The following is a 24,933-nucleotide window of genomic DNA, read 5'->3' on the forward strand; positions in this document are numbered from 1 at the left end:
GGCGGTGGGGGTGGCGGCGGCGACCGGCCGGAGAGCCGGAGGCGTCCCTCGCCGGACCCCTACGGCCGGCGCCCCGGGCCGCCCGGTGCGTCGTGGCACGGGGCGCGGGAGCTGCGCGAGACCGGGACGCCGGCCCTCGTCACCCGCCTCCGCCGACGCCGTACGGCGGGGACGGTCGGTTCAGCAGGGCGTCCGACCGGGCGACGAGCCGGCGCAGTTCGCGGGCGGTCGCGCGGGAGAGGGCCCGCGTCACGGTGTCGAGGAGCGCGCGGGCCTCGAGCGGATCGCCGCAGCACTCCCCGTGCATGCCGCCGCCCTCGTACTCCCGCCACAGCTCGCGCTCGGGGCGGCGGACGTACTCCTGCCACAGGCGCACGGCCTCGGCGATGTCGCCGGACGACAGGTGGTTGCGGGTGCGTTCGAGGCGGCGGAGCTCGGCCAGCGCGCGCGAGGACAGGCCGTCGATGACGGGCTGGTCCGCCGATGCGCGGTGAAGAGAGGCTGCCGCCGCCACGCGGCGGCGCGCTCTACGCGGCACGGGCCTTTCGGTTCGTCGTCATGCCGCCCATCGTGCCACGGCCCGTGCGGGCGCTCGAAGGGTTTTCTCCGGCAGGTGACGGCAGGTGACCGCAGGACCGCCGGGTCACACGGGCGGCCGGGGTTCTCCGTCGAGGGGAACCCCCAGCCGGTCCGCCACCGCGCTCAGGGCCTCCCCGAGAGGGAGGGCGACCCGGGTGAGGGCGTGCCGGTCGCCGCGGGTCGGGTCCCGGTTGACGATCAGCACCGGTTTGCCGGCCTCGGCCGCCTGCCGCACGAACCGCAGCCCGGACATCACCGTCAGCGAGGAGCCCAGGACCAGCAGGGAGGTCGCCTGGTCGACGAGGGCGCGACAGGCCGCGACGCGTGCGGGCGGGACGGCCTCGCCGAAGAACACCACGTCCGGTTTCAGGACGCCCCCGCAGACCGTGCAGGGCGTCACGACGAAGTCCCCGACCTGTGCGTCGGTGAGGTCGGCGTCGCCGTCCGGGTTCAGCCCCGCCGCGACCGGAGCGAAGCCCGCGTTCGCCTGTTCCAGCCGCCGGGCGAGGTCACGGCGGGAGCCGGTCGCCCCGCAGGAGAGGCAGACCACCCGCGCCAGGCTGCCGTGCAGCTCCACGACGTCCTTGCTGCCGGCGGCCTGGTGGAGGCCGTCGACGTTCTGGGTGACGACGCCCGACACCAGGCCGTGCCGGCCGAACGCGGCCACGGCCCGGTGCCCGGCGTTGGGGCGGGCCCGGCCGAAGGTGCGCCAGCCGAGGTGGCTGCGCGCCCAGTACCGGCGGCGCGCCTGCGCCTCGGCCGTGAAGTCCTGGTAGGTCATCGGGGTGTGCCGGCTCAGGCTGCCGCCCGCGCCCCGGTAGTCGGGGATGCCCGATTCCGTGGAGATGCCGGCCCCGCTGAGCACCAGCACACCGCCCCTGCTCAGCGCGTCGGCGACCTGCCGCAGATCCGTGGTGCCGGGCAGCACGTCACCGGCAGGGGTCCAGCTCAGGGTGGGACGCATGCGCATGCCGCCAGGGTACGGAAGGGAACGCCGCGCGGGCTGCCGTGCGCCGCGGAGCACGGCCTCGGGGACGGTGAACGGCCGTTCCGTCGTGGACGCCCGCCCCGGGGAGCCGGGGGCAGCCGGGGCAGCCGGGGGGGGTCAGCCCGCGAGGCGGACGAACTCGGGCTGGTCGAGCAGCCGCAGCCAGCTTCCGTCCGGCTGGCGCCGGACGACCTGCGCCCGCGCGCCGGCGCCGTCCCTGGGCGGGGTCGACGTCAGGGCGATGCCGTCGCTGACGAGCGTCGGCAGCGGAGGCTCCGGCTGGAACCGCGGGCGGCCGGCCAGCACCTTCTCCCACAGCGCGCGGATCGCCTCGCGCCCCACGGTGAGCTCGCCGGGAGGAAACGCCAGTACGGCCTCCTCCTCGTAGAGGGCGGCGACCCCGGCCGCGTCACCGGCGTTGGAGCGCTCGACGAACAGACGCGTGATGTCCTCCGGACGCATGGCCTTCTCGTACTCCGGCATGGGGTTCCTCCTCGGGCGGATTCCGACACTTCCAGCGTGGTCGCCGGACGATCAGAAGTCCAACAGATGGAATTCATCGGAGCTAGAATCCCCAGTCATGGAGCTGAGGCAGCTGGAGTACTTCGTCGCGGTCGCCGAGGAGCGCAACTTCACGCGTGCGGCGGAGCGGGTGCACATCAGCCAGTCCGGCGTCAGCGCCCAGATCCGGCAGCTGGAGCGGGAGCTGGGCGCCGAGCTGTTCGACCGGTCCGCGCGCGCGGTCACCCTCACCGTCGCGGGGAAGGCCGCACTGGACCACGCGCGCGCCGCGCTCGCCGCGGCCGGAGCGGTCGGTCGGGCGGTGGACGAGGTCACCGGCCTGCTCCGGGGCCGGCTCACCGTCGGCATGGTCATCGGCTGCACCCTCACCCCGCTCTTCGACGCGCTCGCCGCCTTCCACCGGGCGCACCCCGCGGTGGAGATCGCGCTGCTGGAGGACAACTCCGACCGGCTCGTCGAGCAGGTGCGCGCCGGCGCCGTCGACGTGGCGCTCACCGGGACCGCGACCCTGCCCGACGGACTGGACGCGCTGACCGTCGTCGGCGAGCGGCTCGTGGCGGCGGCGCCGGCCGGGCACCCCCTGGTGACCCGGCGCCGGGTCACCCTGCGGGACCTGTCGGCGCACCCCCTCGTCTGCATGCCGCCGGGCACGGGCCTGCGCACGGTGTTCGACGCCGCCTGCGCCGCGCGGGGGCTGCGCCCGGCGATCGCGCTGGAGGCCAGTGCGGCCGACGCCGTCGCCGGACTCGCCGCCCGCGGGCTCGGCGTGGCCGTCCTCAGCGCCTCGATGGCCGCCGCCCACGGCGACCGGCTCACCGCTCACCTCATCGACGACCTCGACGCCCCGGCCCTGCTCGCGCTCGTCTGGAAGGGCTCGCGCAACCCCGCGGTGCGCGGGCTGCTGACGCACCTGCGGCGAGCGTTCGGCCTCTCCGGACCCGCACCTGCGTGACCCGGTCGATCGTCTCCGGCGGAGCGGACACACGGGCGGCTACCGACCGGGCCCGGCAGGGAGCGGGGCGGTCGCGGCCGACGCCGGGCCGCTCCGCCGGACCGGCCCGGGCCACTTCGGTCGGGCACGGTTCGGCCGGGCACGGTTCGGTCGGGGCGCTGGGTAGGGTCGTGGCGTGGAGCGCAGCGGGAGGCAGCCGGGGGACGTGGGCGCCGGGGACGTGCGGGGCGAGTCGCCCCGGGCGGCCCGCAGGCTGTGGTGGTGGTCGGCCGGGCTGGTGCTGGCCGTGCCGGGCGCCTCGGTGCTCGTCGCCGGCGCCGGGGACGCTCCTCGGACGGCCGGGGCCGCCGCCCTCGTGCTCGCGCAGGCCTGCGCCCTGAGGTGGCAGTTGCGCGCTCCGGTGGCCGTCCTGGCCGGGACCGCCGCGGCGGGTCTCGCGGTGTGGGCGCTGCTGCCCGAGGTCACCTTGACGGGGGCGCTGCTCGCGGCGCAGATCGCGCTGTGCGCGCTGTCGGCCACCAGGCCGCGGCGGGCGTCGGCGTGGGCACTGGCGGCGATGTGCCTTCCCGGGCCGGCCGCGTTCTGGGCGGGCGGCCCGGCCGGGACGGCGGTCTATCTGCTGACCGTCGTCCTGGCGTGGACCGCGGGGCAGTGGCGCGGTGCGCAGCGGGCGCGGACGCGGGCGGAGACACGCCGGGCCGTGGTGGAGGAGCGCGCGCGGATCGCCCGAGAGGTGCACGACGTCGTGGCGCACACCCTGTCGGTGATGGTCGTCCAGGCGGGCGCGGCGGACGACGTGTTCACCCGGCAACCCGAGCAGGCCCGGCAGGCGCTGCGGGCCATCGAGACGAGCGCCCGTTCGGCGCTCGGCGAACTGCGCCTGCTGCTGCGCGCGTTCGGGCCCGACGCGGAGGAGGGCGAGGCTCCTGAGCGGTGGGAGGCGGGGCCCTCGCTCGCGCGGCTGGACGAGCTCGCCGGCGCCGTGCGCGCGACCGGGCTGACCGTGCACGTGCACCGCGAGGGAGTCACCGACGCGCTGCCGGCCGCGGTGGACCTGGCGGCGTACCGGATCGTCCAGGAGGCCCTCACCAACGTTCTGCGCCACGCGGCCGGCGCGGACGAGGTGCGTGTGCGCGTGGCCGTCGAGGGGGAGTGGGTGCGGGTCACGGTGGCCGACGACGGACGCGCGCCGCAGGACCGGGCCGCAACGGCCGCAGCGGGGCGCGGACTGGTGGGCATGAGGGAGCGCGCCCGGCTGGTGGGCGGGCGCCTGCGCGCGGGCCCGCGGCCCGGCGGCGGGTTCGAGGTGGCGGCCGAGCTGCCCGTGGAGGGAGCGTCATGACGCTGCGCGTGGTGGTGGCCGACGACCAGGCCCTGGTGCGGACCGGCTTCCGCATGATCATCGACGCCCGGGACGACCTGGAGGTGGTCGGCGAGGCGTCCGACGGCCGGGAGGCGGTGCGGCTGACGCGGGAACTGTCGCCCGACGTCGTGCTGATGGACGTCCGCATGCCGGTCCTGGACGGTATCGAGGCGACCCGGCGGCTCGCGCGGTGCGGCAGCGCGGCCCGGGTGCTCGTCCTGACCACCTGGGACGTGGACGCGCACGTCGTCGACGCCCTGCGGGCCGGAGCCAGCGGCTTCCTGCTGAAGGACATCCGCCCCACCGAACTCGTCGACGCGATCCGGCTCACCGCGCGTGGCGACGCCCTGCTCGCGCCGGCCGTGCTCCGCCGTGTCCTCGACCGCTTTCTGCGCACCGCGTCCGCCCCCGCGCCGCCGCCCTCCCTGCGGGAGCTGTCCGGCCGCGAGCGGGAGGTGCTCACCCTGATCGGACAGGCCCTGTCCAACGGGGAGATCGCCGAACGCCTGAGCCTGTCGGAGGCCACGGTCAAGAACCACGTCACCGCGGTGCTGCGCAAGCTGGGCCTGCGCGACCGCGTGCAGGCCGTGGTCGCCGCCTACGATCACGGCCTGGTGCGACCGCGCCGCCCCTGAGGGCACGCGCCGCCTCCTCCTCAAGGAGGAGACCGCGGGCCACTCCTCCTGTGCTCCCAGTCCCGGTCCCTTCGTGCGGCCGATCCGCGGCCGGCCCCGCGGCCCTAGCGTCGAGGTGTGATCGACGACCTGGCCTGCCTCATGTATCTGCTCGCCCACGACGACGCGGCCGAAGGCCCCTACGACCGCCGCCGCACGGAGTTGCTGGTGCGTGCCGCCGCCCTGACCGACCTCGCGCTGCGCGGCCGGCTGGGGGAGGACGACGGCACGGTCACCGTGTCCGGCGCACCGCCGACCGGTGACCCCGTCCTGGACGGCGTGCTGCGCGACGCCGCCGGCGGGCACGGCTGGAAGCACCTCGTGCGCCGCCACCGCAAGCGCACCCTCACCGAGGTGGAGGACCGGCTCGTCGCGGCGGGACTCCTCGCCGTACGGGAGCCCCGCACCCGGTTCGGCACCCGGCGGCTGACCGTGACGGACCCCGCCGTGCCCGCCGCCCTGCGCGCCCGCGTGCACGCGGCGCTGCACGGGACCGGCCCCGTGGACGGCGTCCCCGCGGCCGACGCCGCGCTGCTGGCGCTGGCCGCGGCGGGCGGCGTCCGCCGCGTCGTGTCACGGCGGGACGACAAGGCCTTCCGGGCCCGCATCGACGCCTGCACACGCGGTCTCGCCGTCCTCGCGCCCGGCTTGGAGAAGACCGTACGCACCCTGCCGACGACCATGATCGCCGCACAGGGCGGCATGGGCGGCAGCTGACCCGAGAGGGAGAAGACGAGCATGCACCGTGTCCTGACCACCCTGGGCTGCGCCCTGACCGTCGTGCTCGCGACGGCCGGGGCGCCCGCCCGGTCGCAGCCGGCGCCGGGCGAAGCCGCCCCGCCCGCGACCACCGGCGGCCTCGTGCGGGGCGCCGCCCACGACGGCTACCGCACCTTCGCGTCCATCCCGTACGCGGCGCCCCCCGTGGGAGGGCTGCGCTGGGCGCCGCCCCGCCCCGCGGCGCCCTGGCACGGGGTCCTGGACGCCACCCGCCCGGCGAGCGCCTGCCCGCAGAGCGCCGGCGAGGTGCCCGGCGGCAGCACCGACGAGGACTGCCTTCGGCTGACCGTCACGACGCCCGACAGCGCACGGCCGGACCGCCCCCGGCCGGTGATCGTCTGGCTGCACGGGGGCGGTTTCACCACCGGCGCGGCCGCTTCGTACGACGCCCGTCGCATGGCCACCCGCGGCGACGTCGTCGTCGTGACCGTCGACTACCGGCTCGGAGCGCTCGGCTTCCTCGCGCACGCCGGGCTGCCCGGCTCCGGCGACTTCGGTCTGGCCGACCAGCAGGCGGCGCTGCGCTGGGTGCGCGCCGGGATCGGCGCCTTCGGCGGGGACCCCCGCAACGTCACGCTGGCCGGCGAGTCGGCGGGCGGCTACAGCGTCTGCGCCCAGCTCGCCTCACCCGCCGCCGCGGGGCTCTTCGAGCGGGCGGTCATCGAGAGCGGCCCCTGCACGGGCCGCCCCGACCGGCCCTTCGCCCCGTCGGCGGTCCCGCTGTCCACGGCGCGCGCCGCGGGCGCGGAGCTCGCGGCGAAGGTGGGCTGCGCCGCCCCGCGTGAGGTCATGGCCTGTCTGCGCCGGGTGGACGTCACGCGTCTGCTCGCGGCTCAGGACGCCGACCAACAGCCCGCGTACGCCACCCCGTTGCTGCCCGTGGACCCCGCGGCCGCGATCGCCTCGGGCCGTTTCCACCGGGTTCCCGTGCTCATCGGCAGCAACCACGACGAGGGCAACGGCTGGGCGGCGGGCATCGTCCAGGCCGGGAACCCGGTCGACCCCGACACCTGGCCCGACGTCGTGGCCGCCTTCTTCCCCTCGCCGGGGCAGGCCGGGGCGATCGTCCGCGAGTACCCCGTGCACCGCGCCGACGGGGGCCCGGTGTTCGGCGCGGTCATCGGCGACGCCGACTTCGCCTGTCCGACGGCGGCCGCCGCCGGCCTGCTCGCCGCGCGGGTGCCCGTCTGGCGTTACGAGTTCGCCGACGAGCACGCCCCGCCGCTCACCCCGGGCCCGCCGCCCTTCCCGCTCGGCGCCCCGCACGCGAGCGAACTGCCGTACCTGTTCGACCTGGGCGGCCGCCCGCGCGACCTCACCGCGGCACAGCACCGCCTGGCCGACGCCATGATCGACTACTGGACGCGGTTCGCCCGCACCGGCGACCCCGACGGCCCGTCGACGCCGCACTGGCCCCGCCGGACGGTGCTGTCCCTCGCACCGGACCACATCGTCCCCACCCGCACGGCGCAGCGTCGCCACCACTGCGCGTTCTGGGACGCCCTCGAGCCGCGTGCGGCGGTGAGCACCGCCCCACGCGCACGGTGACCCACACGGCGCACACGCGGCGACCCTCGCCTCACGCGCAACCGCCGACCCGGTTCACGCGTCGCACCCCACATGGAACCCGCATGGCTCTTCACCCTCGTCCCGCTCGCGCTCGGCGTCGCCTTCCTCGTCCTGGGGGTGTACGGGCTGCGCCGCTCCGAGGCGCTGCGACGCACCGGCGTGACCGCGAAGGGGCGCATCGTCCGTCACCACGTGCGGCGGGACGACGACGGAGCCCGGTACCACCACCCGGTCGCGGCCTGGACGGCCGAGGACGGCACCCCGTGCGAGTACACCTCCAGGTTCGGGCGCGGATCCGTCCAGGGCCGCTTCGGCGTGGGCGCCGCGGTGACGGTCCGCTACGACGCGGCCAACCCCCGCCGGTTCGAGATCCAGGGCTGGGACGCGACGACGGTCGACCGGGTGTTCGTCGTGGTGGGATCGCTGCTGACCGCGGGAACGCTGCTGGCGCTGGTCATCCGGCTGCTGATCTGGGCGTTTGCCGGCTGACCACCGTCGCCTGCCGGTAGATCATCCCGTTTGGTGCGTTAAGTCCATGATCGCCCTATGCTGTTGTACGGGAGACCTCGAGCAGTCGACGTGCCGGCTCCGCGCCGGCGGGAAGCGGGCTTCCATGGCTGAGCGGTTCAAAAGGTCCGGATTGGTCGGCGAGATCGCGGCCGAATTCACCGGCACCATGATTCTCATCCTCTTCGGCTGTGGCGTGGTGGCCCAGGTGGTCGCCGGTGGAGCGCTCACCACACCGCCGGGAGGACTCGGAAACCACGACAGCATCGCCTGGGCCTGGGGCCTCGGCGTCACGCTGGGCGTGTACGTCGCCGCCCGACTGAGCGGCGCCCACCTCAATCCGGCGGTGACGGTCGCCCTCGCCACCTTCAAGGGATTCCCCTGGAAGAAGGTGGCGCCCTACGCGCTGGCACAGCTCGCGGGCGCCTTCGTGGCAGCCCTGATCGTGCGGTGGAACTACACCGAGGCCCTCGCCAAGGCCGACCCCGGACACACCATCAAGACACAGGGCGTGTTCTCCACCCTCCCCGCCAACGGCAACCCGAACCTGCCGGTCCACGAGTGGGGCGCCTTCCGTGACCAGGTCATCGGCACCGCCATCCTGCTGCTGCTGATCCTGGCCGTCACGGACCTGCTCAACACGCCTCCGGGCGCCAACCTCGCCCCGTTCATCGTCGGTCTGATCGTCGTGGCCATCGGTATGGCGTGGGGTACGAACGCCGGTTACGCGATCAACCCGGCGCGTGACTTCGGGCCCAGATTGGCGAGCTTCATCACGGGCTACGGCACAGCATGGCGAGATCAGTACGGGAATCTCTACTTCTGGGTGCCGATCGTCGGTCCGCTGATCGGCGGCGTGCTCGGCGCCGGCCTCTACAAGATCTTCATCGGTCGGTTCCTGCCGACTGCGGAGCCGGAGCCTCCCGGCCGTGTCCCGGCCCCCGAGGAATGACCCCCACAGCAGAGGCGGCAACCCATGGCTGACTTCGTGGGCGCGGTGGACCAAGGCACCACCAGCACCCGATTCATGATCTTCGACCACGCCGGCAACGAGGTGGCGAAGCACCAGTTGGAGCACGCCCAGATCCTCCCGCGATCAGGATGGGTCGAGCACGACCCGGTGGAGATCTGGGAGCGCACCAACTCCGTGATGCAGAACGCGCTGCGGCACGGCAACCTCACCCCCGAGGACCTGGCCGCGATCGGCATCACCAACCAGCGCGAGACCACCGTGGTGTGGGATCCGCGCAACGGACGTCCCTACTACAACGCCATCGTGTGGCAGGACACCCGCACCGACTCCATCGCGGCCGCCCTGGAGCGCTCGGGCAAGGGCGACGTCATCCGCCGCAAGGCGGGACTCCCGCCCGCGACCTACTTCTCCGGCGGCAAGATCCAGTGGATCCTGGAGAACGTCGAGGGCGTCCGCGAGGCGGCCGAGCAGGGCCACGCCCTCTTCGGCAACACCGACGCCTGGGTCCTGTGGAACCTGACCGGCGGTCCCGACGGCGGCGTCCACGCCACCGACGTGACCAACGCCAGCCGCACCATGCTGATGGACCTGGAGACCCTGGACTGGGACGACGAACTGCTGGGGTTCTTCGACATCCCCCGGCAGATGCTGCCCACCATCAACCCGTCCTCCCACCGCGAGGCGTTCGGCGTCACCCGCACCTCCCGGCCGCTGCGGGCCGCCATCCCCATCACCGGGGTGCTCGGCGACCAGCAGGCGGCCACGGTGGGGCAGGTCTGCTACGCGCCGGGCGAGGCCAAGAACACCTACGGCACGGGCAACTTCCTCGTCCTCAACACCGGTACCGAGCTGGTGCGTTCACAGCACGGGTTGCTCACCACCGTGGCGTACCAGTTCGGCGACAGCCCGGCGATCTACGCCCTGGAGGGCTCCATCGCCGTCACCGGCTCGGCGGTGCAGTGGCTGCGCGACCAGATGAAGGTCATCAAGGACGCGGCCGAGAGCGAGGCGCTGGCGCGCACCGTCGAGGACAACGGCGGGATGTACTTCGTTCCCGCCTTCTCGGGCCTGTTCGCCCCGTACTGGCGTTCCGACGCCCGCGGCGCGATCGTCGGGCTGGCCCGGTACAACGACAACGGCCACCTGGCCCGGGCGACCCTCGAGTCCATCTGCTACCAGAGCCGCGACGTGGTCGAGGCCATGGAACAGGACTCCGGAGTCCACCTCGACGTCCTGAAGGTCGACGGCGGCGTCACGGCCAACGACCTGTGCATGCAGATCCAGGCGGACGTCCTCGGCGTGCCGGTCAGCCGTCCGGTGGTCGCCGAGACCACCGCACTCGGCGCCGCCTACGCGGCGGGCCTGGCCACCGGGTTCTGGCGCGACACCGACGAACTGCGCACCCACTGGCAGGAGTCGAAGCGCTGGGAGCCCCAATGGTCCGACGACCAGCGCGCGGAGGGGTACGCGGGCTGGAAGAAGGCGGTCGAGCGCACGCTCGACTGGGCCAAGGTCGAGTAGCCCGACCACGACGGACAGGCGCCGCCCGTGTCAGCGGGCGGCGCCTGCGCGTGTCGCGCACGAGGAAACCGCCTTCACGATTCACGCACATCACGTACACCTGAACATCACCTTCGGTATGCTCGCGGCGCTCCATTCGCACCACCGAGGGGGGATTCCTCATGCGCATGCGCCACACCCTGGCCGCTGTCGCCGCCGCGGGCGCCGTCGTCGCGCTCACGGCGGGCCCGGCACAGGCCACCGAGTACACGTCGGCACTGAAGATCAAGGGCGTCCAGTACGACGCCCCGGGCAGCGACTCCAACCGGTGCTCCGGCGGCAACACCAAGAACGAGTACCTGACGATCAAGAACTACTCGCGGACCACGACGGTCGACCTCAAGGGCTACGTCGTCAAGGACGCCACGGGCAACAAGTTCACCTTCACCGCCCGCCACAGGCTCGAGCCCGGCGACTACGTGAAGCTGCGCGGCGGCCGCGGCACCGACTCGGACGCCGGCAACGTCGTCTACCGGCAGAACTGCAACTTCATCTGGAACAACGACAAGGACACCGTCTACCTGCTCAAGCCCACCGGGGCGAAGGCGGACGTCCACTCCTACACCAAGCGCGCCAACGACGCCGACGGCAACGGCTACATCAACTACCACGGCTGACGGCACGCCGAGGCGCCCGCGCACCCGCACGTCCCCAGGGTCCCCGCACGCTTCCGGCGGCGGGGGCCCTGCCGTGCGTCGGCGCACTCACACGCCCGTTCCGGCGGGCCGCCGGCTCAGTTCTTGCGCCAGAGCCGCAGGGCCCGGCGCTCGCCCGCCGTCATCGCGCCCCAGATGCCGTCGTACTCACCGCTGTGCAACGCCCAGTTGCCGCAGGCCGTCACCACGGGGCACCGGTTGCAGACGGCCCGTGCCTGCTCGATCTGGAGTCGTGAGGGACCGTCCTCACCGATGGGGAAGAAGAGTTCGGGATCCTCGGAGCGGCATGCTGCCAGGTCACGCCAGTTCACGCGCCGCCTCCCGGAAAGCCCGTCGCGCGATCGACGCCGCCGGCTGCGGCGTACGGGTGCGGGTGCGACTGCGGGTGCGCGTGCGGAAAGGGGCGACTGGCAGAGCGAGAGAACATCATCACAACCTCCGCGTGCACGTCGGTCACCCGCTTTCGGGCAACCCGTCCAAACGGCGCTGGAGAGCACCGCATCACCCGGCAGAGGTAGCTAGAAATATAGGACTTTTCTCGCGTTCGGTACAGATCTGGGAGAGATTTGCGACGACCGACCGGGCCGTCCGTCCTACCCGACCGGACCGACCACCGGGACGGGCTGAGACGCCCGGTGCGGGGCCGGGCGGACCGGACCGCCCCCGACTCGTCCTCACCGTCCGCGCCCGCACCCGGCGCCCGCGAGCCCGCGTCCGCGCCCGAGCCGCGCCCGGTGTCGGGCGCGGCTCGGGCAGGAGGGGTCTCAGGCCCCCGGGTGCAGTCCGGGCCAGCCGGGCGTCGGGTCGCCCTTGACCTCGCCGAAGTACAGGGCGAACGTCTGCTTCCAGCGTTCCACTTCGGCGCGGTCGGCCATGAAGCGGGGGAACCCGTCCACGTGGGCGTTCGGGTGGGTCCAGATCGGCTTCAGACCGGCCGGGGGAGTGACGTCGGTGCGCACGGACCAGCCGTTGAAGGAGCCGTTCTGCCTCTCCTTCGACAGCTGCCAGTTGAGGAACAGCTTCGCCGCCGTGGAGTTCCGGGCCTGTGCGAGAACGGCGGTGCGCTGGCCCCAGGCCATGAACGGGTGGCCGTCGGCCACGGCGAACGTCACGGGAGAGGAACCGGTTGCCGAGCCGGCGGTGCCGACGCCGATCGCCTTCCGCCCGCCGAAGACCGCGTCGCCCGGGGAGTTGCTGCCCCGGGCGAACCGCACGTCCTGGGCGGCGAACGCGGCCACCCAGTCCCAGCCGTAGGTGCGGGCGTACAGGCTGAACAGGTACAGGACCGCGTCGTCGTCGTGCGGGTAGGACGAGGCGATCATGCCCTTCCACCTGGGGTCGACCAGGTCGCGCGGGGTGAGCGGCCCCGCCGCGCCGACCGCCGCTGTGTCGTAGAGGAAGCTGAAGGCGATGACTCCCGTGGCCACCCAGGCGCCCTGCGGGTCCTTGAACGCGTCGTGGACCTTGGAGAAGCCGGCGGGCCTGTAGGGCAGCAGTCGGCCCTGCCGCTTCCATCGGTCGAAGTCCTGGAGTGTCTGGAGCTGCACGACGTCCGGGACGAGGGTGTCGGTGGCGAACTGGTTGTCCACCCGCACGTCGTGGTACTTGCTGTAGTCGACGATCAGGGTCAGGTCGATCTCCGGGAAGCGCGCCTTGAAGGCGGCCTTGGTGCCGTCCTGCTGGGTGGGGGTGTCGCCGCCCGCGTAGACCACGAGTTTGCCGCCCTCCGCGAGGGCGGCGCGGTAGAGCTCGTCGAGCGTGCGCTTCTCCTCGCGCCCGCTGCCGGGGACGCCCGTCGGGACGGCCGAGGCCGGAGTCGCGGTGGCGGCGAGGGCGCCGAGGCCGAGGGCGGCGCCGGCGCCGGTGGTCAGAACGCGTCGTCTGCTGAAACTGGGCACGCTGAAGGAGACCTCTCGGGTGGGGGTGGACCGCAGCGGGGCCGTCCGGGCCGCGGAGCGCGGCCGGGCACTGCCGCCGGGTGCCCTCCATCGTGCTGGGGCCCGAGGGAATGGACAACGCTCCCGCAGGTTGAATCCCCGTTCAACCGAACGGTTGACCCCGCCGGGTGCCCGCCCGGGCGCCCACGCGTCCACCTTCGCGGCCACGGGGGGAGTGCTTTGGCGGCCACGGGGGAGTGCTTTGCAAACAGTTCCCGCGAACGCCGGGGTGCTTCCGGTCGTCGGCGGACCCCCACCCGGCCCGAAGATCACAAGACATATGCTTTCGCACATGGTTGCGCATCGAATGATCGACGTGAACGGGATCCGGCTGCACATCGCGGAGGAGGGTGAGGGCCCCCTCGTCGTCCTGCTGCACGGGTTTCCCGAGTCGTGGCATTCCTGGCAGCACCAGTTCGGCCCGCTGGCCGCCGCGGGCTTCCGTGTCGTGGCTCCCGACCAGCGGGGATACGGCCGCAGCGATCACCCCGAGGACGTGCACGCCTACAGCATCCTTCACCTGGTGGGCGACGTCGTCGGCCTGATCCACGCGCTCGGCGAGGAGAAGGCGTACGTCGTCGGTCACGACTGGGGCGCGCCGGTCGCCTGGCACACCGCGCTGCTTCGGCCGGACGTGGTGCTGGGGGTGGCGGGCCTCAGCGTGCCGCCGCCCTTCCGCGGGACGGAGCCGCCGCTCGGGGTCATGGACCGGATGTTCGACGGCCGGTTCTACTGGAACTACTTCAACCGGCCCGGAGTCGCGGACGCGGAGTTCGCGAAGGACCCGCGCACGACCCTGCGGAAGTTCTTCCACATGGCCTCCGGCGACGCCCCCGCCGCGACCCGCGGCAAGCAGCCCCTCGTCGAGCACGGGCGGGGCTGGCTGGAGACGATGCCCGATCCCGAGGTCCTGCCCGACTGGTTCACGGAGTCCGACCTGGACGTCCTCACCGACAGTTTCTCCGCGGGCTTCACCGGGGCGCTCAACTGGTACCGCAACATCGACCGCAACTGGGAGCTGACGGCGGCCTGGCACCAGGCCGTCGTCGACGTGCCGGCGCTGTACGTGTACGGGGACCGCGACCTGGTGCCCGCCTTCCCGGGCACGCCCGAACTCATCGCGGCGCTGCCGGACTTGATGCCGAGCCTGCGGCGTGAGCCGATCAGGCTGGAGGGGTGCGGACACTGGACGCAGCAGGAGCGTCCGGCGGAGGTGAACGCCGCGCTCGTCGACTTCCTCACCGAGCTCAGGGGTTGAGGTCCGGCCTCCCGTCCCGGGAGCCGGCGAACAGCGGCCGGCTGTCGACGAGCCGCCCATGACGCCGCCCCGCGCACCGGCCGTGCGGAACCCCAGCCGTCGGTCTCCTTGGATGTGTGAGCAATCCGCCGCGTGGACAAGGGATTTGCAGCGGACCGGGGCGGGGACCGGGCGGTGGCGGGGATGTCGATCGGCTGCGAGGCGTTCCTGCGGGGCGTGTTGCGACGGGCGCAGGCGGGAGACGGGCCGCAGCCCTGGTGGGCGCCGCGCCGCGTGCTGACGGTGGTGTCGGCCGACGTCGACGCGAGTGCCGGCGTCGCAGCGGCCTGGATCATGTGGCGTGCGAAGTCGTCGCGTCGGCGCGAGCACATCGCGCTCCTGGAGCTCCGTGAGGGGCGGTGGAGGTACGTGGGGGGTGGCAGCGGTCCTGTGGACGAACCCGTCGGCGTGGAGGTCCTCGACGTCGGCGCCGGCGCGAAAGTCCTCCGTCGTGCCCACGACGCCGACCTCGCCCGCGCCCTGACCGAAGGGGTGTGGATCGCGGGCGCGCCGCTACGCCTGGGGCCGGACGTGGGGCACGTTCTCGTGGGCGCCCGCCGGATCGAGAGCCCCGACCACCGCGGGGTCGTCGCGGTGTGGGTGTGCCCCTACCACCACCGGGACGCCCGCCCGGTCATCACCGCCCTGGGCCGTGACGGCGTCGAGCTCTCCCGCATCGGGCCCTACGAGGCCCTGGACACGCATACCCGGGCGCGGCTGAGAGAGCGGTGGTGACGAGCCGGGCCGCGGGCCGCGTCAGCGCCAGGCGCGGGGTTGCCGGGACCGCCGTGTGCGCGCCGGCGGCCGTGGTCGTCGTGATCACCCCTGGTGTCACGGCGAGGGGACCGGGGGAGGCGATTGCTGTTCGGGGTGGGCCAGGCGGCGGAGCAGGGGCAGGGCCTCGTCGGGGGGCCCCGGCTCGAAGAAGCGCGCGTCGGCGAGCTCGACGGCGGCGATGGCGCGGGGAGCCAGGTCCGCGCCGGCGTCGGTGACCCGCAGTCGCTTGGCGCGGGTGTCGGCCGGGTCGACCTCCCGTGCGACGAGACCCTTCTGCTCCAGGGTGCGCAGGACCTGCGAGGTCATCTTGACGTCGGTGCCCGCCTGGCGGGCCAGGGTCAGCTGGTTGGGCTGCTCGCCCTGGGAGTTGAGCCACCAGGCGCAGGCGAGCAGCACGAACTGGACGTGGGTGAGGCCGAGGGGCGTCAGGACCGCGGCGAGGTCGCGCTGCCAGCGCAGGGTCGCGTGCCAGAGCAGCAGGCCGGGGCTGTCGCCGGGGCTCAGGGCCATCAGCGCGCGGCCCGTTCGACCAGCGCGGCCATCGTGTCGGGCCAGTCGGCGGTGATGCCCGGCCCGATGCCGGCTCCGGCCTCGTCGGCGCCCGGGCCGGTGATGTCCATCCGGTACACCACCCGGACGCGGCCGTGGTCGATCCGGTCGATGCGGTGGACGGTCCGCAGCAGGAGGTCCCCGAACCGGGCCTCGTCGACGAACAGTTCGTTCTCGGTGACCTCGGCGACCCGCAGCGCGATCGGCTCGTCCCCGGGCGGCGTCATCGTGATGCGGGCGCCCGGCGCGAACGGGCCGTCGATCTCGGTCTTCTCGATCTCCGCGTTCCAGGCGCCCCAATTCTCGACGTCCGCCCAGAGCCGCCAGATCGCCTCGGGGGCGGCGCTCGTCTCGATGCTGTGCTCGTAGGTCCACATGGGTGGCGGTCTCCCTCGCTCGAATGATCTGCTCACAGATTATCTCTGCGCAGACTAAATGTCGAGGGCGAACACGGACCCGGACCCGGCATCGCCCGTCACGAGGTCGGCAGCGCCTCACGCATGGCCCGCGCGGTGGCCGAGGGGTCGTATCCCTCGGCGACGCCCGGGACCAGGACGATGTCGCCCTCGATGTGCCGAGAGCGCAGGGGGGCTATCTCCTGGTAGGCGGGCGAGTCCCACCACGCCCGCGCCTCGGCGAGCGAGGGGAAGCCGATCACCACGACGTGCCCGGGCCAGTGGCCCTCCTTCACCTCGTGCTGCGCACCGTGCACCAGGAAGCGGCCTCCGTACGGCGCCATGGTGCCGGTGATGCGCTCCATGTACGCGACGAGGTCCGCGTGCGGTGCGGCTTCCCGCAGGTGGGCAATGGCGTAGGCGGTCACGTCGTCCTCCGGGGCTCGTCGGATCCCTGATGACCACGAGCCTGGCACCGGGACGGGCCGCCGTCGATTACCTCCGGGGTAGAGGCCCCGGCCCTGGCCCCGGCCGCGCGTGAACTCCCCGGCGAAGGGGGACCCGTGGACCCGCCCCGCCGGGGTGGAATCAACGCATCGACAGAGCGAGGGGTCGTCACATCGGGGGAAGGGCGCACGTTCGGGCGAAGCAGGTGAACTCAGGGACGGGAGCGGCCGTCGTGGGCCCGGCGACCCGCGCTCGCCGCCCGCGCCCTGACACGGTGACCCCTGTCGTGCGTATTGATGGACGCAACAGCGGCCAGGCGCGCCGGACGAGGCGAGAGTGCCTGGCGGACGAACAGGAGAGCAGACGCGTATGAATCCCAGTGCTCACATCGAGGCCGTCTACGCGGCAGTCTGCCGGCGCAACCCCGGGGAGAACGAGTTCCATCAGGCGGTGGGCGAGGTGCTGCACACGCTGGCGCCGGCCCTGCAAGCGCATCCGGAGTACGTCGACGCGTTCATCGCCGACCGGCTGTGCGAGCCGGAGCGGCAGCTGATCTTCCGGGTGCCGTGGGTGGACGACGCGGGACGGGTGCAGGTCAACCGCGGCTTCCGGGTGGAGTTCAGCAGCGCGCTCGGCCCGTACAAGGGCGGGCTGCGGTTCCACCCGAGCGTCAACCTCGGCATCGTGAAGTTCCTCGGCTTCGAGCAGATCTTCAAGAACGCGCTGACCGGACTGGCGATCGGGGGCGGGAAGGGCGGTTCGGACTTCGACCCCAAGGGCCGCAGCGACGGGGAGATCATGCGCTTCTGCCAGGCGTTCATGACCGAGCTGTACCGCCATCTCGGCGAGCACACGGACGTCCCCGCGGGCGACATCGGGGTCGGCGGGCGGGAGATCGGCTACCTCTTCGGTCAGTACAAGCGGATCACCAACCGCTTCGAGGCGGGGGTGCTGACCGGCAAGGGCGTCTCGTGGGGCGGCTCGCAGGCGCGGACCGAGGCGACCGGCTACGGCGCGGTCTACTTCGCGCAGGAGATGCTCGCCACGCGCGCGGAGGGCTTCGACGGCCGCAAGGTCGTGGTGTCCGGTTCCGGGAACGTGGCCGTCTACGCCATCGAGAAGGTGCACGCGCTGGGCGGCTCTGTGGTGGCCTGCTCGGACTCCTCCGGATACGTGGTCGACGAGAACGGCATCGACCTGGACCTGCTGAAGACCGTCAAGGAGGCGCGGCGGGCGCGGCTGTCGGCGTACGCGGAGGCCAGGCCCACGGCACGGTTCTCCGAGCGGGGCTCGGTCTTCGACGTGCCCTGCGACGTGGCTCTGCCGTGCGCCACGCAGAACGAACTGCACGCCCCGGACGCGGCGGCGCTGGTGAAGAACGGCGTGCGGGCCGTCGCCGAGGGCGCCAACATGCCCTGCACCCCGGAGGCGATCGAGATCTTCCGCGAGGCGGGCATCCTGTTCGGGCCCGGCAAGGCCGCCAACGCGGGCGGGGTGGCCACCTCGGCCCTGGAGATGCAGCAGAACGCCTCTCGCGACGTGTGGACCTTCGAGCAGACGGAGCAGCGGCTGGCCGCCGTCATGCAGAGCGTCCACGCCCAGTGCCGCGCCACCGCCGACGCCTACGGAGGAGCCCCGGACGACTACGTCCTGGGCGCCAACATCGCGGGATTCCTGCGCGTGGCCCAGGCGATGACGGCTCAGGGCGTGGTGTGACGCAGCGGGCCGGACGCCCCCGCTGACGGGGCGGCCACCCGCACTCGGCGGGGATCGACGCATCGGGCGGCGCCCGCGCGGTGAACGCGGGCGCCGCCCGGGTGACGTCGGCGGCGAGGAAAGCGAAGGAACTCGGTTTCGGAAGGAGTGAGAAGGAAGCCCCTTCATGGCCTCGCCACCGGCAACGCTAGCACTCAGCCGGGAATCAGGTCGCGCAGATTTTCGAGGGTGACGACCCGGGAGTCGCGGTGCAGCCCTTCGGGCCGTTCGAGGCCGATGTAGGTCACGGGCTCGTCCCCGACCGGCGTGCCGTCCCACAGCCGCGCCGTCGTCGCGTCACCGTCGCCGGTCATCAGGCCGACGAGGTAGCGCACCGTCAGGTGCTCGCGTTCCACGACGGCGCGCACCAGCTTGGACACCGACACCTGGTTCTCCTCGACCCGGTTGCCCGACGACACGCCCCTGAGGTACAGGTGGAGCCACAGCGCGCGCCACCGGCCGTCGTCCTCGCGCCGGAACGCCAGCGGCAGCGCGACCCGGCCGGTCCCGCGCAGCTCCGACTTCATCCGCACGGTGCGCGGCTCGAAGGGCCGGCCCTTCTGCTCGGCGTCGCGCAGCATGAACCCGAAGAACGACTCCTCGACCTCGTCGAAGCCCTCGCCGGAGTAGATGTCGACCTGTGGGACGACGAAGGTGCTGCGCACCCGGTCGAGAGAGAGTTCGATGAACTCGCTCGCCCCCTCCGGCGCCTCGGTCACGTCGCCCGAGTGCCTGCCGCCGACCGCCCTGAGGGACGTGTAGGACAGCCAGGCGTCGGTGCTGTAGTCGGCGTGCAGAAGCAGCGCGGACAGGTCGTAGTCCGTCCGTGTCGCGGTCTGCTTCCAGTACACGAAGAAGCGCAGCCGGTCTCCCTCGACCGCGGAGACGGACCCTCGGGGCAGCACGCCCATGCCGGCGGCGGTCGCCCGGCCGCTGAGCGGGAGCGCCACGTCCAGGACGTCGGGGTCGATCAGCAGCCGGCCCGGCGCCGGGAGCCTGCGGCGCACCTCGGCGTCGAGCGCGGCGATCAGGCGGTCGCGGTCGGCGGCGGGCACGGGCGGGCGGACGTCGGGGGCGGCCCAGCCCCGGCCCCGCCGGTTGACGAACACACGCGGCCGGTCCGTCTCCCGCTCCCGGTTGTGGAAGTGCTCGCGGACCGAGAGCACGACGCGGGCGGAGACCCGGGGTGCGACCCGCACCGCGGCGGCCACCACCGCGTCCCGTTCCTCCTGGTCGGCGGCGATGCGCAGCAGCAGGTCCAGGGCGCGGAAGAGCCGGCCGGGGGCCGACGACAACAGGCGCACCGCTCCCAGGACGTCGTGGTCGTCGAGCAGCGACTCCAGCAGGCTGTCGAGGGACCGGGCCTCCTTCTCGCCTCGGGCGACGGCGAACACGTCGGCGGCGTGGGGCCAGCGCGGGTACTCGTGCGGGTGCAGGCGCTCGCCGAGCCGTTTGAACGGCTCGCGGTGCGCGTGCACGTCGGCCGACTTGGCGGGACTCGCCGCGACCAGGGCGTCGAGGCCCGCGAGCAGGGCACGGCGGGTCCGTCGCGAAAAGGACGTGAAGCGGGTCGGCTCCCGCAGCGTCACGTCGCCCTCCGAGAGCGCGCAGGCCAGCCTCAGCACGTCCGTGACGCTGTCCAGGAAGAGGTCCGCGCCCGCGGTGACCCGGGCCGCGTTGACGACCGCCCGGTTCTCCCTGACCGGGATCGACTCCGGCTGGGGTCCTTGTGCGCACCGCTCGGCGAGCAGGCGCAGATCGTGCAGGTGATCGTCGTTCAGGGGCGTCGTGCTGCCCGCCAAGGCCAGGTACAGGGCGGTGAGTTCGTCGTCCAGCTTCCCGCCGAGGTGCAGGACGGTCACCCGGTCGCCCGCCGAGGCGATCAGCTCGTCCTGCACGGCGAGCATCTCCTCGTACGTGTGCCCGTAGCGGCCGTACGTGGGCAGGCTCAGCAGGTCCAGCACCCCGTGGGCCAGCTGTCCCAGCACGGTCTCGCGCGAGGAGCCGTCGCTGAGCGCCTCGCCGACGCACCGCGTCCAGAACTCCTCGGTGTCCGGCACGTTGGCCGGGAAGTCGATGAAGTACGCGTTGTGCTCGACGTGGTCGCCGACCATCTCGCCCACGGTGCGCAGCGTCCGCTCGGCCGTCTCCAGGACCAGCTCCGGGGACAGGCGGGACAGGCGTGCCATCAGCGCGGCCGACAGTTTGAAGCCCACGGACGTCAGGGCCGCGTCGAACTGCCGTGCCGCGGCGTCTCCTTGCCCGGCGGGACCGTGGGGCACGGGGAGGCGTCGGGTGTGCCGGACGACCAGCGATGCGGGACTCTGCGCCATGCGGGGATGATCGCAGAGCCGCACCGGCCGGCGCACAGGGGTTTTCGCCCCCCTCGCCGGGGTGCCCCGCAGGACGCGTGGACCGGCGCTTCCCCTGTGTGCGCCGGTCCACGCGTGGTCGGCGTACGGCGGGCCCGGGACGGGGACCGCCGTACCGCCCGCCGGCCCCCGCGAAGGCGCGCGGCCGCCCGCGGGGTGGGTCAGGCCTGCACGAGCACCGTGCACCAGGTCTCGTTGTTGTCGCCGATGCCGCAGTCGGCGATCTCACCGCTGCGGATCTTCGTCCACACGCCCTTCGCCCGCCAGTGCCAGGTGCCCACCCGCGAGAACCGCTCGTGGTAGCCGTGGCTCGCGAAGGTGAACGCGTCCACGTCGTTGCCGGTGCCGTTGCCGCCCCGGGTGCCGTTGCCGAACGACTCCTGCTTGCACTTGGCGTGCTTGAACTCGCTGCCGGTGCCGCCGCCCCAGTTCCACACGTCGCAGTAGTGGGGGCCCGCGCCGAGGCTCATCGTGTAGTGCATGGTCTGGCCGGTCCTGTTCTTCACCGCGCCGCACAGGGGCCCCACGCACCCGTCCGCGGAGGCGGTCGTCGCCCCGGCCACGACCGCTCCCGAGGCCAGGAGAGCGGTGGCGACGGCGGCGACGGCCGTCCGGTTCGCCCGGGACATCATCTTGCGCATGACAGTTCCATTCTCTCGTTGCGTCGGCTCGGCCCACGCCTCGCGTCGACCGCGGCAGGACGGGCGGCGACCTCGCCCCCGGCAGTCCGCGCGGGCCGTCGTCGGCCCTCCCGGCGGCACACGGCGTCTGCCGCGATCCGCCTGACGGCACGTGAGGTGAGGATCTACGGTGAACCTTGCGAAAACCTTGTGACGGCTGTCCGGTGACGGCCCCGGGGCGAAGGGCGGCGGGCCGACGGGACCCCGGCCCGCCCGGGGGCGGGGGATCCCGCCGCCGGTCCGCCGTTCCCCGTCCGTCCCACGTGAGGCACGATGAACCTGTACCTGCTCGGACCCTTGGAACTGCGCGCCGCGGGGAGCGTCGTCGACGCCGGGCAGCCGCGTCGGCGCGCGGTGCTCGCGGCGTTGGCGGCCGACGCCGGACGGCCGGTCCCCGTGAGCACGTTGGTGGAGCGAGTGTGGGACACCGCCGCGCCCGACGCAGCCCGTTCGGTCCTCTACGCGCACATCAGCCGACTGCGCCGGCTCCTCGACGACGCGGCGGCCGCCGAGGCCACGTGGGCGCCCCAGGACACGTCCGAGGCGTCGAAGACGTCGGCGATGCCGAAGGCGCCGGGCGGCGCCGACGAGCCGGCGCGTCCGGGACCGCTGCGCATCAGCCGGACCGCCGGGGGCTACGTGCTGGAGGCGGACGAACGCTCCGTCGACCTGCTCCGGTTCCGCACGCTCACCGCCCAGGGACGCGAGCCCCACCTGTCCGACGAGCGCCGCGCCCAACTGCTGCGGGAGGCACTGGGGTTGTGGCGGGGCGTGCCGCTGGCGGGACTGCCGGGAGCGTGGGCGGAACGCGCGCGGACGGCCTGGACCCAGGAGCGGGTGGAGGCGGCGCTCGCCTGGGCGCGGGTCCTGCTGAGACAGGAGCGGCCCCAGGAAGTGCCCACGGTGCTCCAGCCGTTGCTGGCGGAACACCCGCTGTGCGAGCCGCTCGCCGTGGCGCTGATCCGGAGCCTGGCCGACGCCGGACGCACCGCCGAGGCCCTGGACGCGTACGCCGGGATCCGGCGGCGGCTCGCGGACGAACTGGACGTGGCCCCGGGGCGTGAGGTGCAGGCGGCGTACGAGGAGGCGCTGCGCGGCGGCCGGGAGACGTCGGGAGGCGGCGGGCCCGCACCGGCCGCCGTCGGCACGCCCGCCCCGGCGGCCGCACCCGTGCCCGCCCAACTCCCCATGGCGGTGACCCACTTCAGCGGGCGGGAGGAGCAACTGGCCGAGCTCACCCGGCACCTGGTCGACGCCGACGGCCCGGATTCCGCAGAGGCGGGATCGGCCGTGGTCGTCTCCGCCGTCTCCGGCACCGCCGGGGTCGGCAAGACCGCGCTGGCCGTGCGCTGGGCGCACCGGATGCGCGAGGCCTTCCCCGACGGGCAGCTCTACGTCGACCTGCGTGGCTACGACCCGGACGAACCGGTCTCCGCCGCCCAGGCCCTCGCCGGCTTCCTCACCGCGCTGGGCGTCCCGGGCCAGGAGATACCGCTGCGGCTCCACGACCGGGCGGCGCGCTACCGCACGGCGGTCGACGGACGGCGGCTGCTCGTCCTCCTCGACAACGCGGCGTCCGCGGCGCAGGTGCGCCCGCTGCTGCCCGGGAGCCCGACCTGCAAGGTCGTCATCACGAGCCGCGACTCGCTGTCGTCCCTGGTCTCGGTGCACGGCGCGCACCGCATGATCCTCGACGTCCTCTCCCCGCAGGAGGCGCTCACGCTCCTGCGCGCCTTGATCGGTCCCCGCGTCGACGACGACCCCGCGGCCGCCGCCGCCCTCGCGGAACAGTGCGGGCGGCTGCCCCTGGCCCTGCGGGTGGCGGCCGAACTGGTGCTCTCACGCCACCGGGAGACCCTGGCCCAGCTGGTGGACGAACTGCGCGACCGTCGGCGCCGGCTGGACCTCCTGGACTGCGGCGACGGGGATCCCCGGGCCGCCGTCCGGGCCGTCTTCTCCTGGTCCTACGACCGGCTCCCCGACGCCGAGGCGCGTCTGTTCCGGCTGCTGGGCCTGCACCCCGGACCCGACACGGACGTGTACGGGGCCGCCGCCCTGGCCGGCGAGAGCGTCGAACGGACGCGACGCTCCCTGGACGTGCTCCACCGCGCGCACCTGCTGCACCGCAGCGGTCCCGGCCGCCACGGCATGCACGATCTGCTGCGCGCCTACGCGGCGGAGCTCGCGACCTCGCACGAGGAGGCGGCCGAGCGCGACGCGGCCATGACCCGGCTGCTGGACCACTGTCTCGCGGCGTCGGCGGCGGCCATGGACGTGCTGTATCCCGCGGAGCGGCATCTGCGTCCCGCCGTCGGGACGCCCCCCACGGGGCTGCCGCCGCTGCGCACGGCCGACGAGTGCCGCGCGTGGCTGCGCGGCGCCCAGCCCACGCTGGTGGCGTTGTGCTCCAGAACCGAGGAGCCGGGGCCGTCCCGGCACACCGTGCGGATCGCCACCACGCTCCACCGCCACTACGAGCGCTCGGGGCACTTCGCCGACGCGCTGAGCGTCCACACGCACGCCGTGCGCGCCGCCCGCGCGGTGGGCGACGTCCGCGGCGAGGTCGACGTCCTCGCCTGCGTCGGCGCGGTCCACCGGCGGCTCGGGGACTACGAGAGCGCCCGGCGGCAGCACGCCGACGCGCTGGCCCTGTGCCGCCGGATCGGCTACCCGGCGGGCGAGGCCCGCCATCTCACCAACGTGGGCGTGCTGCACGAGTTGCAGGGCGGCTACCGGGAGGCCGCCGAGCACCACGAGAGGGCCGTCGACCTGTTCCGCGCGGTGGGGGACGTCCACGGCGAAGCGGATGTGCTGAACAACCTCGGCATCGTGCAGGAGCTGCTGGAGGACTACCAGGCGTCGATCGAGCGGTATCAGCAGGCGTTGACCCTGTACCGGCGGACGGGCCACACGTTCGGCGAGGCCAGCGCCCTCGGCAACCTGGGGATCGTCCTGGCCCGGCTGGGCGACCACGCGGCGGCGGCCGGGCGCTTCGAGCAGGCGCTCAACCTGTTCCGCCGGCTCGGACACACCGGGGGAGAGGCCCACGCGCTGTCCAACCTGGGCGACGCGCTGTGCCGTCAGGGCCGGCACGAGGAGGCGGCGGAGCACCAGCGCGAGGCGCTGGCCCACTTCCGGCGCACCGGGGAGCCGTACGGGGAGACGGGCGCGCTCAACGGCCTCGGCGAGGCGCTGCACGGGGCCGGGCGGCACGCCGAGGCCCTGGACGCGCACGCGGCGGCGCTCGAACTGGCCCGGGGCATTGGCGAGCAGGAGGAGCAGGCCCGGGCGCACATCGGCTCGGCGCAGGTCAGACAGGCCCGGGGAGAACGGGCGCCCGCCGCCGAGCACCTGCGCGAGGCGCTGTCCCTGTACACCGCGTTGGGCTCACCGCGCGCGGAGGAGGCGCGCAAGGCGCTCCTGTCGATGACGGGCGGGTAACGGCACGGCCGGGCACGCGCCGCCGTCGACGCGGTCGGGCGGCGCTCCCCCCGAGGGCGCCGCCCGACCGGGCGTCACAGCGTCGCGGTCGTCTGCTCCCCGGAGGCGCTGCCCGTCAGCCACTCGTTCCAGCCCAGGTTGAAGGCGGCGTAGCCGTTGT

Annotated in this window: 23 protein-coding genes; 13 read left to right on the plus strand and 10 right to left on the minus strand. The window is 73.8% G+C overall.

Annotated elements, in window-relative coordinates:
• Positions 1–139: 139 nt before the first annotated feature.
• The 3 genes from KMS84_RS02705 to KMS84_RS02715 all read right to left on the minus strand — a co-directional run bounded on the left by KMS84_RS02705 (position 140) and on the right by KMS84_RS02715 (position 2,050).
• On the minus strand, positions 140–514 hold the full coding sequence (locus KMS84_RS02705; RefSeq protein ID WP_256914373.1) for a hypothetical protein: 375 nt from the start codon (positions 512–514) through the stop codon (positions 140–142).
• A gap of 129 nt (positions 515–643) precedes the next feature.
• A complete protein-coding gene (locus KMS84_RS02710) occupies positions 644–1,543 on the minus strand; it encodes an NAD-dependent protein deacetylase (RefSeq protein WP_256914412.1) in 900 nt (299 codons plus the stop codon).
• A gap of 141 nt (positions 1,544–1,684) precedes the next feature.
• On the minus strand, positions 1,685–2,050 hold the full coding sequence (locus tag KMS84_RS02715; protein WP_256914374.1) for a YybH family protein: 366 nt from the start codon (positions 2,048–2,050) through the stop codon (positions 1,685–1,687).
• 97 nt (positions 2,051–2,147) lie between these two features.
• Here KMS84_RS02715 and KMS84_RS02720 point away from each other — a divergent pair, with 97 nt between their 5' ends.
• The 9 genes from KMS84_RS02720 (at position 2,148) to KMS84_RS02760 (ending at position 11,084) form a co-directional block, all read left to right on the plus strand.
• Positions 2,148–3,041: a LysR family transcriptional regulator gene (locus KMS84_RS02720; protein WP_256914375.1), complete on the plus strand. Its 894-nt coding sequence runs from the start codon at positions 2,148–2,150 to the stop codon at positions 3,039–3,041.
• A 175-nt stretch (positions 3,042–3,216) separates the two neighbouring features.
• Positions 3,217–4,383, plus strand: coding sequence for a sensor histidine kinase (locus KMS84_RS02725; RefSeq protein ID WP_256914376.1), 1,167 nt, complete (start codon positions 3,217–3,219; stop codon positions 4,381–4,383).
• Complete coding sequence (locus tag KMS84_RS02730; protein ID WP_256914377.1) at positions 4,380–5,039, plus strand: response regulator; 660 nt, start codon at positions 4,380–4,382, stop codon at positions 5,037–5,039. Before KMS84_RS02725 ends, KMS84_RS02730 begins: the two co-directional genes overlap by 4 nt.
• A 117-nt stretch (positions 5,040–5,156) precedes the next feature.
• Positions 5,157–5,795, plus strand: coding sequence for a GOLPH3/VPS74 family protein (locus tag KMS84_RS02735; RefSeq protein WP_256914378.1), 639 nt, complete (start codon positions 5,157–5,159; stop codon positions 5,793–5,795).
• Positions 5,796–5,816: 21 nt separating this feature from the next.
• The gene (locus KMS84_RS02740) at positions 5,817–7,406 is read left to right on the plus strand and encodes a carboxylesterase/lipase family protein (RefSeq protein WP_256914379.1); all 1,590 of its coding nucleotides are present in this window, start codon (positions 5,817–5,819) and stop codon (positions 7,404–7,406) included.
• Between the two features lie 72 nt (positions 7,407–7,478).
• A complete protein-coding gene (locus KMS84_RS02745) occupies positions 7,479–7,916 on the plus strand; it encodes a DUF3592 domain-containing protein (protein WP_256914380.1) in 438 nt (145 codons plus the stop codon).
• Between the two features lie 124 nt (positions 7,917–8,040).
• Entirely contained in the window at positions 8,041–8,886 is an 846-nt protein-coding gene (locus KMS84_RS02750) for an MIP/aquaporin family protein (RefSeq protein WP_256914381.1), read from the plus strand.
• Between the two features lie 24 nt (positions 8,887–8,910).
• Positions 8,911–10,428 carry a glycerol kinase GlpK gene (gene glpK, locus KMS84_RS02755; RefSeq protein ID WP_256914382.1) on the plus strand — a complete coding sequence of 506 codons (1,518 nt, stop codon included), beginning with the start codon at positions 8,911–8,913 and terminating at the stop codon, positions 10,426–10,428.
• Positions 10,429–10,589: 161 nt separating this feature from the next.
• Positions 10,590–11,084 (plus strand): lamin tail domain-containing protein, encoded by a 495-nt coding sequence (locus tag KMS84_RS02760; RefSeq protein WP_256914383.1) that lies wholly within the window; start codon positions 10,590–10,592, stop codon positions 11,082–11,084.
• Positions 11,085–11,200: 116 nt separating this feature from the next.
• On the opposite strand, the gene KMS84_RS02765 is transcribed toward KMS84_RS02760, so the two are convergent.
• Both KMS84_RS02765 and KMS84_RS02770 read right to left on the minus strand, forming a co-directional pair.
• Positions 11,201–11,434 (minus strand): WhiB family transcriptional regulator, encoded by a 234-nt coding sequence (locus KMS84_RS02765; RefSeq protein WP_308287949.1) that lies wholly within the window; start codon positions 11,432–11,434, stop codon positions 11,201–11,203.
• Positions 11,435–11,887: 453 nt separating this feature from the next.
• Positions 11,888–13,021, minus strand: coding sequence for an ABC transporter substrate-binding protein (locus KMS84_RS02770; RefSeq protein WP_256914384.1), 1,134 nt, complete (start codon positions 13,019–13,021; stop codon positions 11,888–11,890).
• Positions 13,022–13,352: 331 nt separating this feature from the next.
• Between KMS84_RS02770 and KMS84_RS02775 the strand changes: the two genes are divergently transcribed.
• Together KMS84_RS02775 and KMS84_RS02785 are read left to right on the plus strand one after the other, a co-directional pair.
• On the plus strand, positions 13,353–14,318 hold the full coding sequence (locus KMS84_RS02775) for an alpha/beta fold hydrolase (RefSeq protein WP_256914385.1): 966 nt from the start codon (positions 13,353–13,355) through the stop codon (positions 14,316–14,318).
• Positions 14,319–14,450: 132 nt separating this feature from the next.
• Positions 14,451–15,092 carry a hypothetical protein gene (locus KMS84_RS02785; RefSeq protein ID WP_308287950.1) on the plus strand — a complete coding sequence of 214 codons (642 nt, stop codon included), beginning with the start codon at positions 14,451–14,453 and terminating at the stop codon, positions 15,090–15,092.
• A gap of 96 nt (positions 15,093–15,188) precedes the next feature.
• On the opposite strand, the gene KMS84_RS02790 is transcribed toward KMS84_RS02785, so the two are convergent.
• The 3 genes from KMS84_RS02790 to KMS84_RS02800 form a co-directional block, all read right to left on the minus strand.
• A complete protein-coding gene (locus KMS84_RS02790; protein ID WP_256914386.1) occupies positions 15,189–15,644 on the minus strand; it encodes a MarR family winged helix-turn-helix transcriptional regulator in 456 nt (151 codons plus the stop codon).
• On the minus strand, positions 15,644–16,060 hold the full coding sequence (locus KMS84_RS02795) for an SRPBCC family protein (RefSeq protein WP_256914387.1): 417 nt from the start codon (positions 16,058–16,060) through the stop codon (positions 15,644–15,646). The genes KMS84_RS02790 and KMS84_RS02795 overlap by 1 nt, the downstream gene beginning before the upstream one ends.
• A 98-nt stretch (positions 16,061–16,158) precedes the next feature.
• Complete coding sequence (locus tag KMS84_RS02800) at positions 16,159–16,506, minus strand: DUF1330 domain-containing protein (protein WP_256914388.1); 348 nt, start codon at positions 16,504–16,506, stop codon at positions 16,159–16,161.
• Between the two features lie 388 nt (positions 16,507–16,894).
• Between KMS84_RS02800 and gdhA the strand changes: the two genes are divergently transcribed.
• Complete coding sequence (gdhA, locus tag KMS84_RS02805; RefSeq protein WP_256914389.1) at positions 16,895–18,241, plus strand: NADP-specific glutamate dehydrogenase; 1,347 nt, start codon at positions 16,895–16,897, stop codon at positions 18,239–18,241.
• Between the two features lie 194 nt (positions 18,242–18,435).
• Here gdhA and KMS84_RS02810 read toward each other — a convergent pair whose 3' ends face one another.
• Positions 18,436–20,613: a TerD family protein gene (locus KMS84_RS02810; RefSeq protein WP_256914390.1), complete on the minus strand. Its 2,178-nt coding sequence runs from the start codon at positions 20,611–20,613 to the stop codon at positions 18,436–18,438.
• A 200-nt stretch (positions 20,614–20,813) separates the two neighbouring features.
• Positions 20,814–21,293 (minus strand): hypothetical protein, encoded by a 480-nt coding sequence (locus KMS84_RS02815; protein WP_256914391.1) that lies wholly within the window; start codon positions 21,291–21,293, stop codon positions 20,814–20,816.
• 312 nt (positions 21,294–21,605) lie between these two features.
• On the opposite strand from KMS84_RS02815, the gene KMS84_RS02820 reads away from it, so the two are divergent.
• Entirely contained in the window at positions 21,606–24,773 is a 3,168-nt protein-coding gene (locus KMS84_RS02820; protein ID WP_256914392.1) for an AfsR/SARP family transcriptional regulator, read from the plus strand.
• Positions 24,774–24,933 lie beyond the last annotated feature (160 nt).

It is taken from the genome of Streptomyces hilarionis, assembly GCF_024539675.1.
GTDB classification, from domain to species: domain Bacteria; phylum Actinomycetota; class Actinomycetes; order Streptomycetales; family Streptomycetaceae; genus Streptomyces; species Streptomyces hilarionis.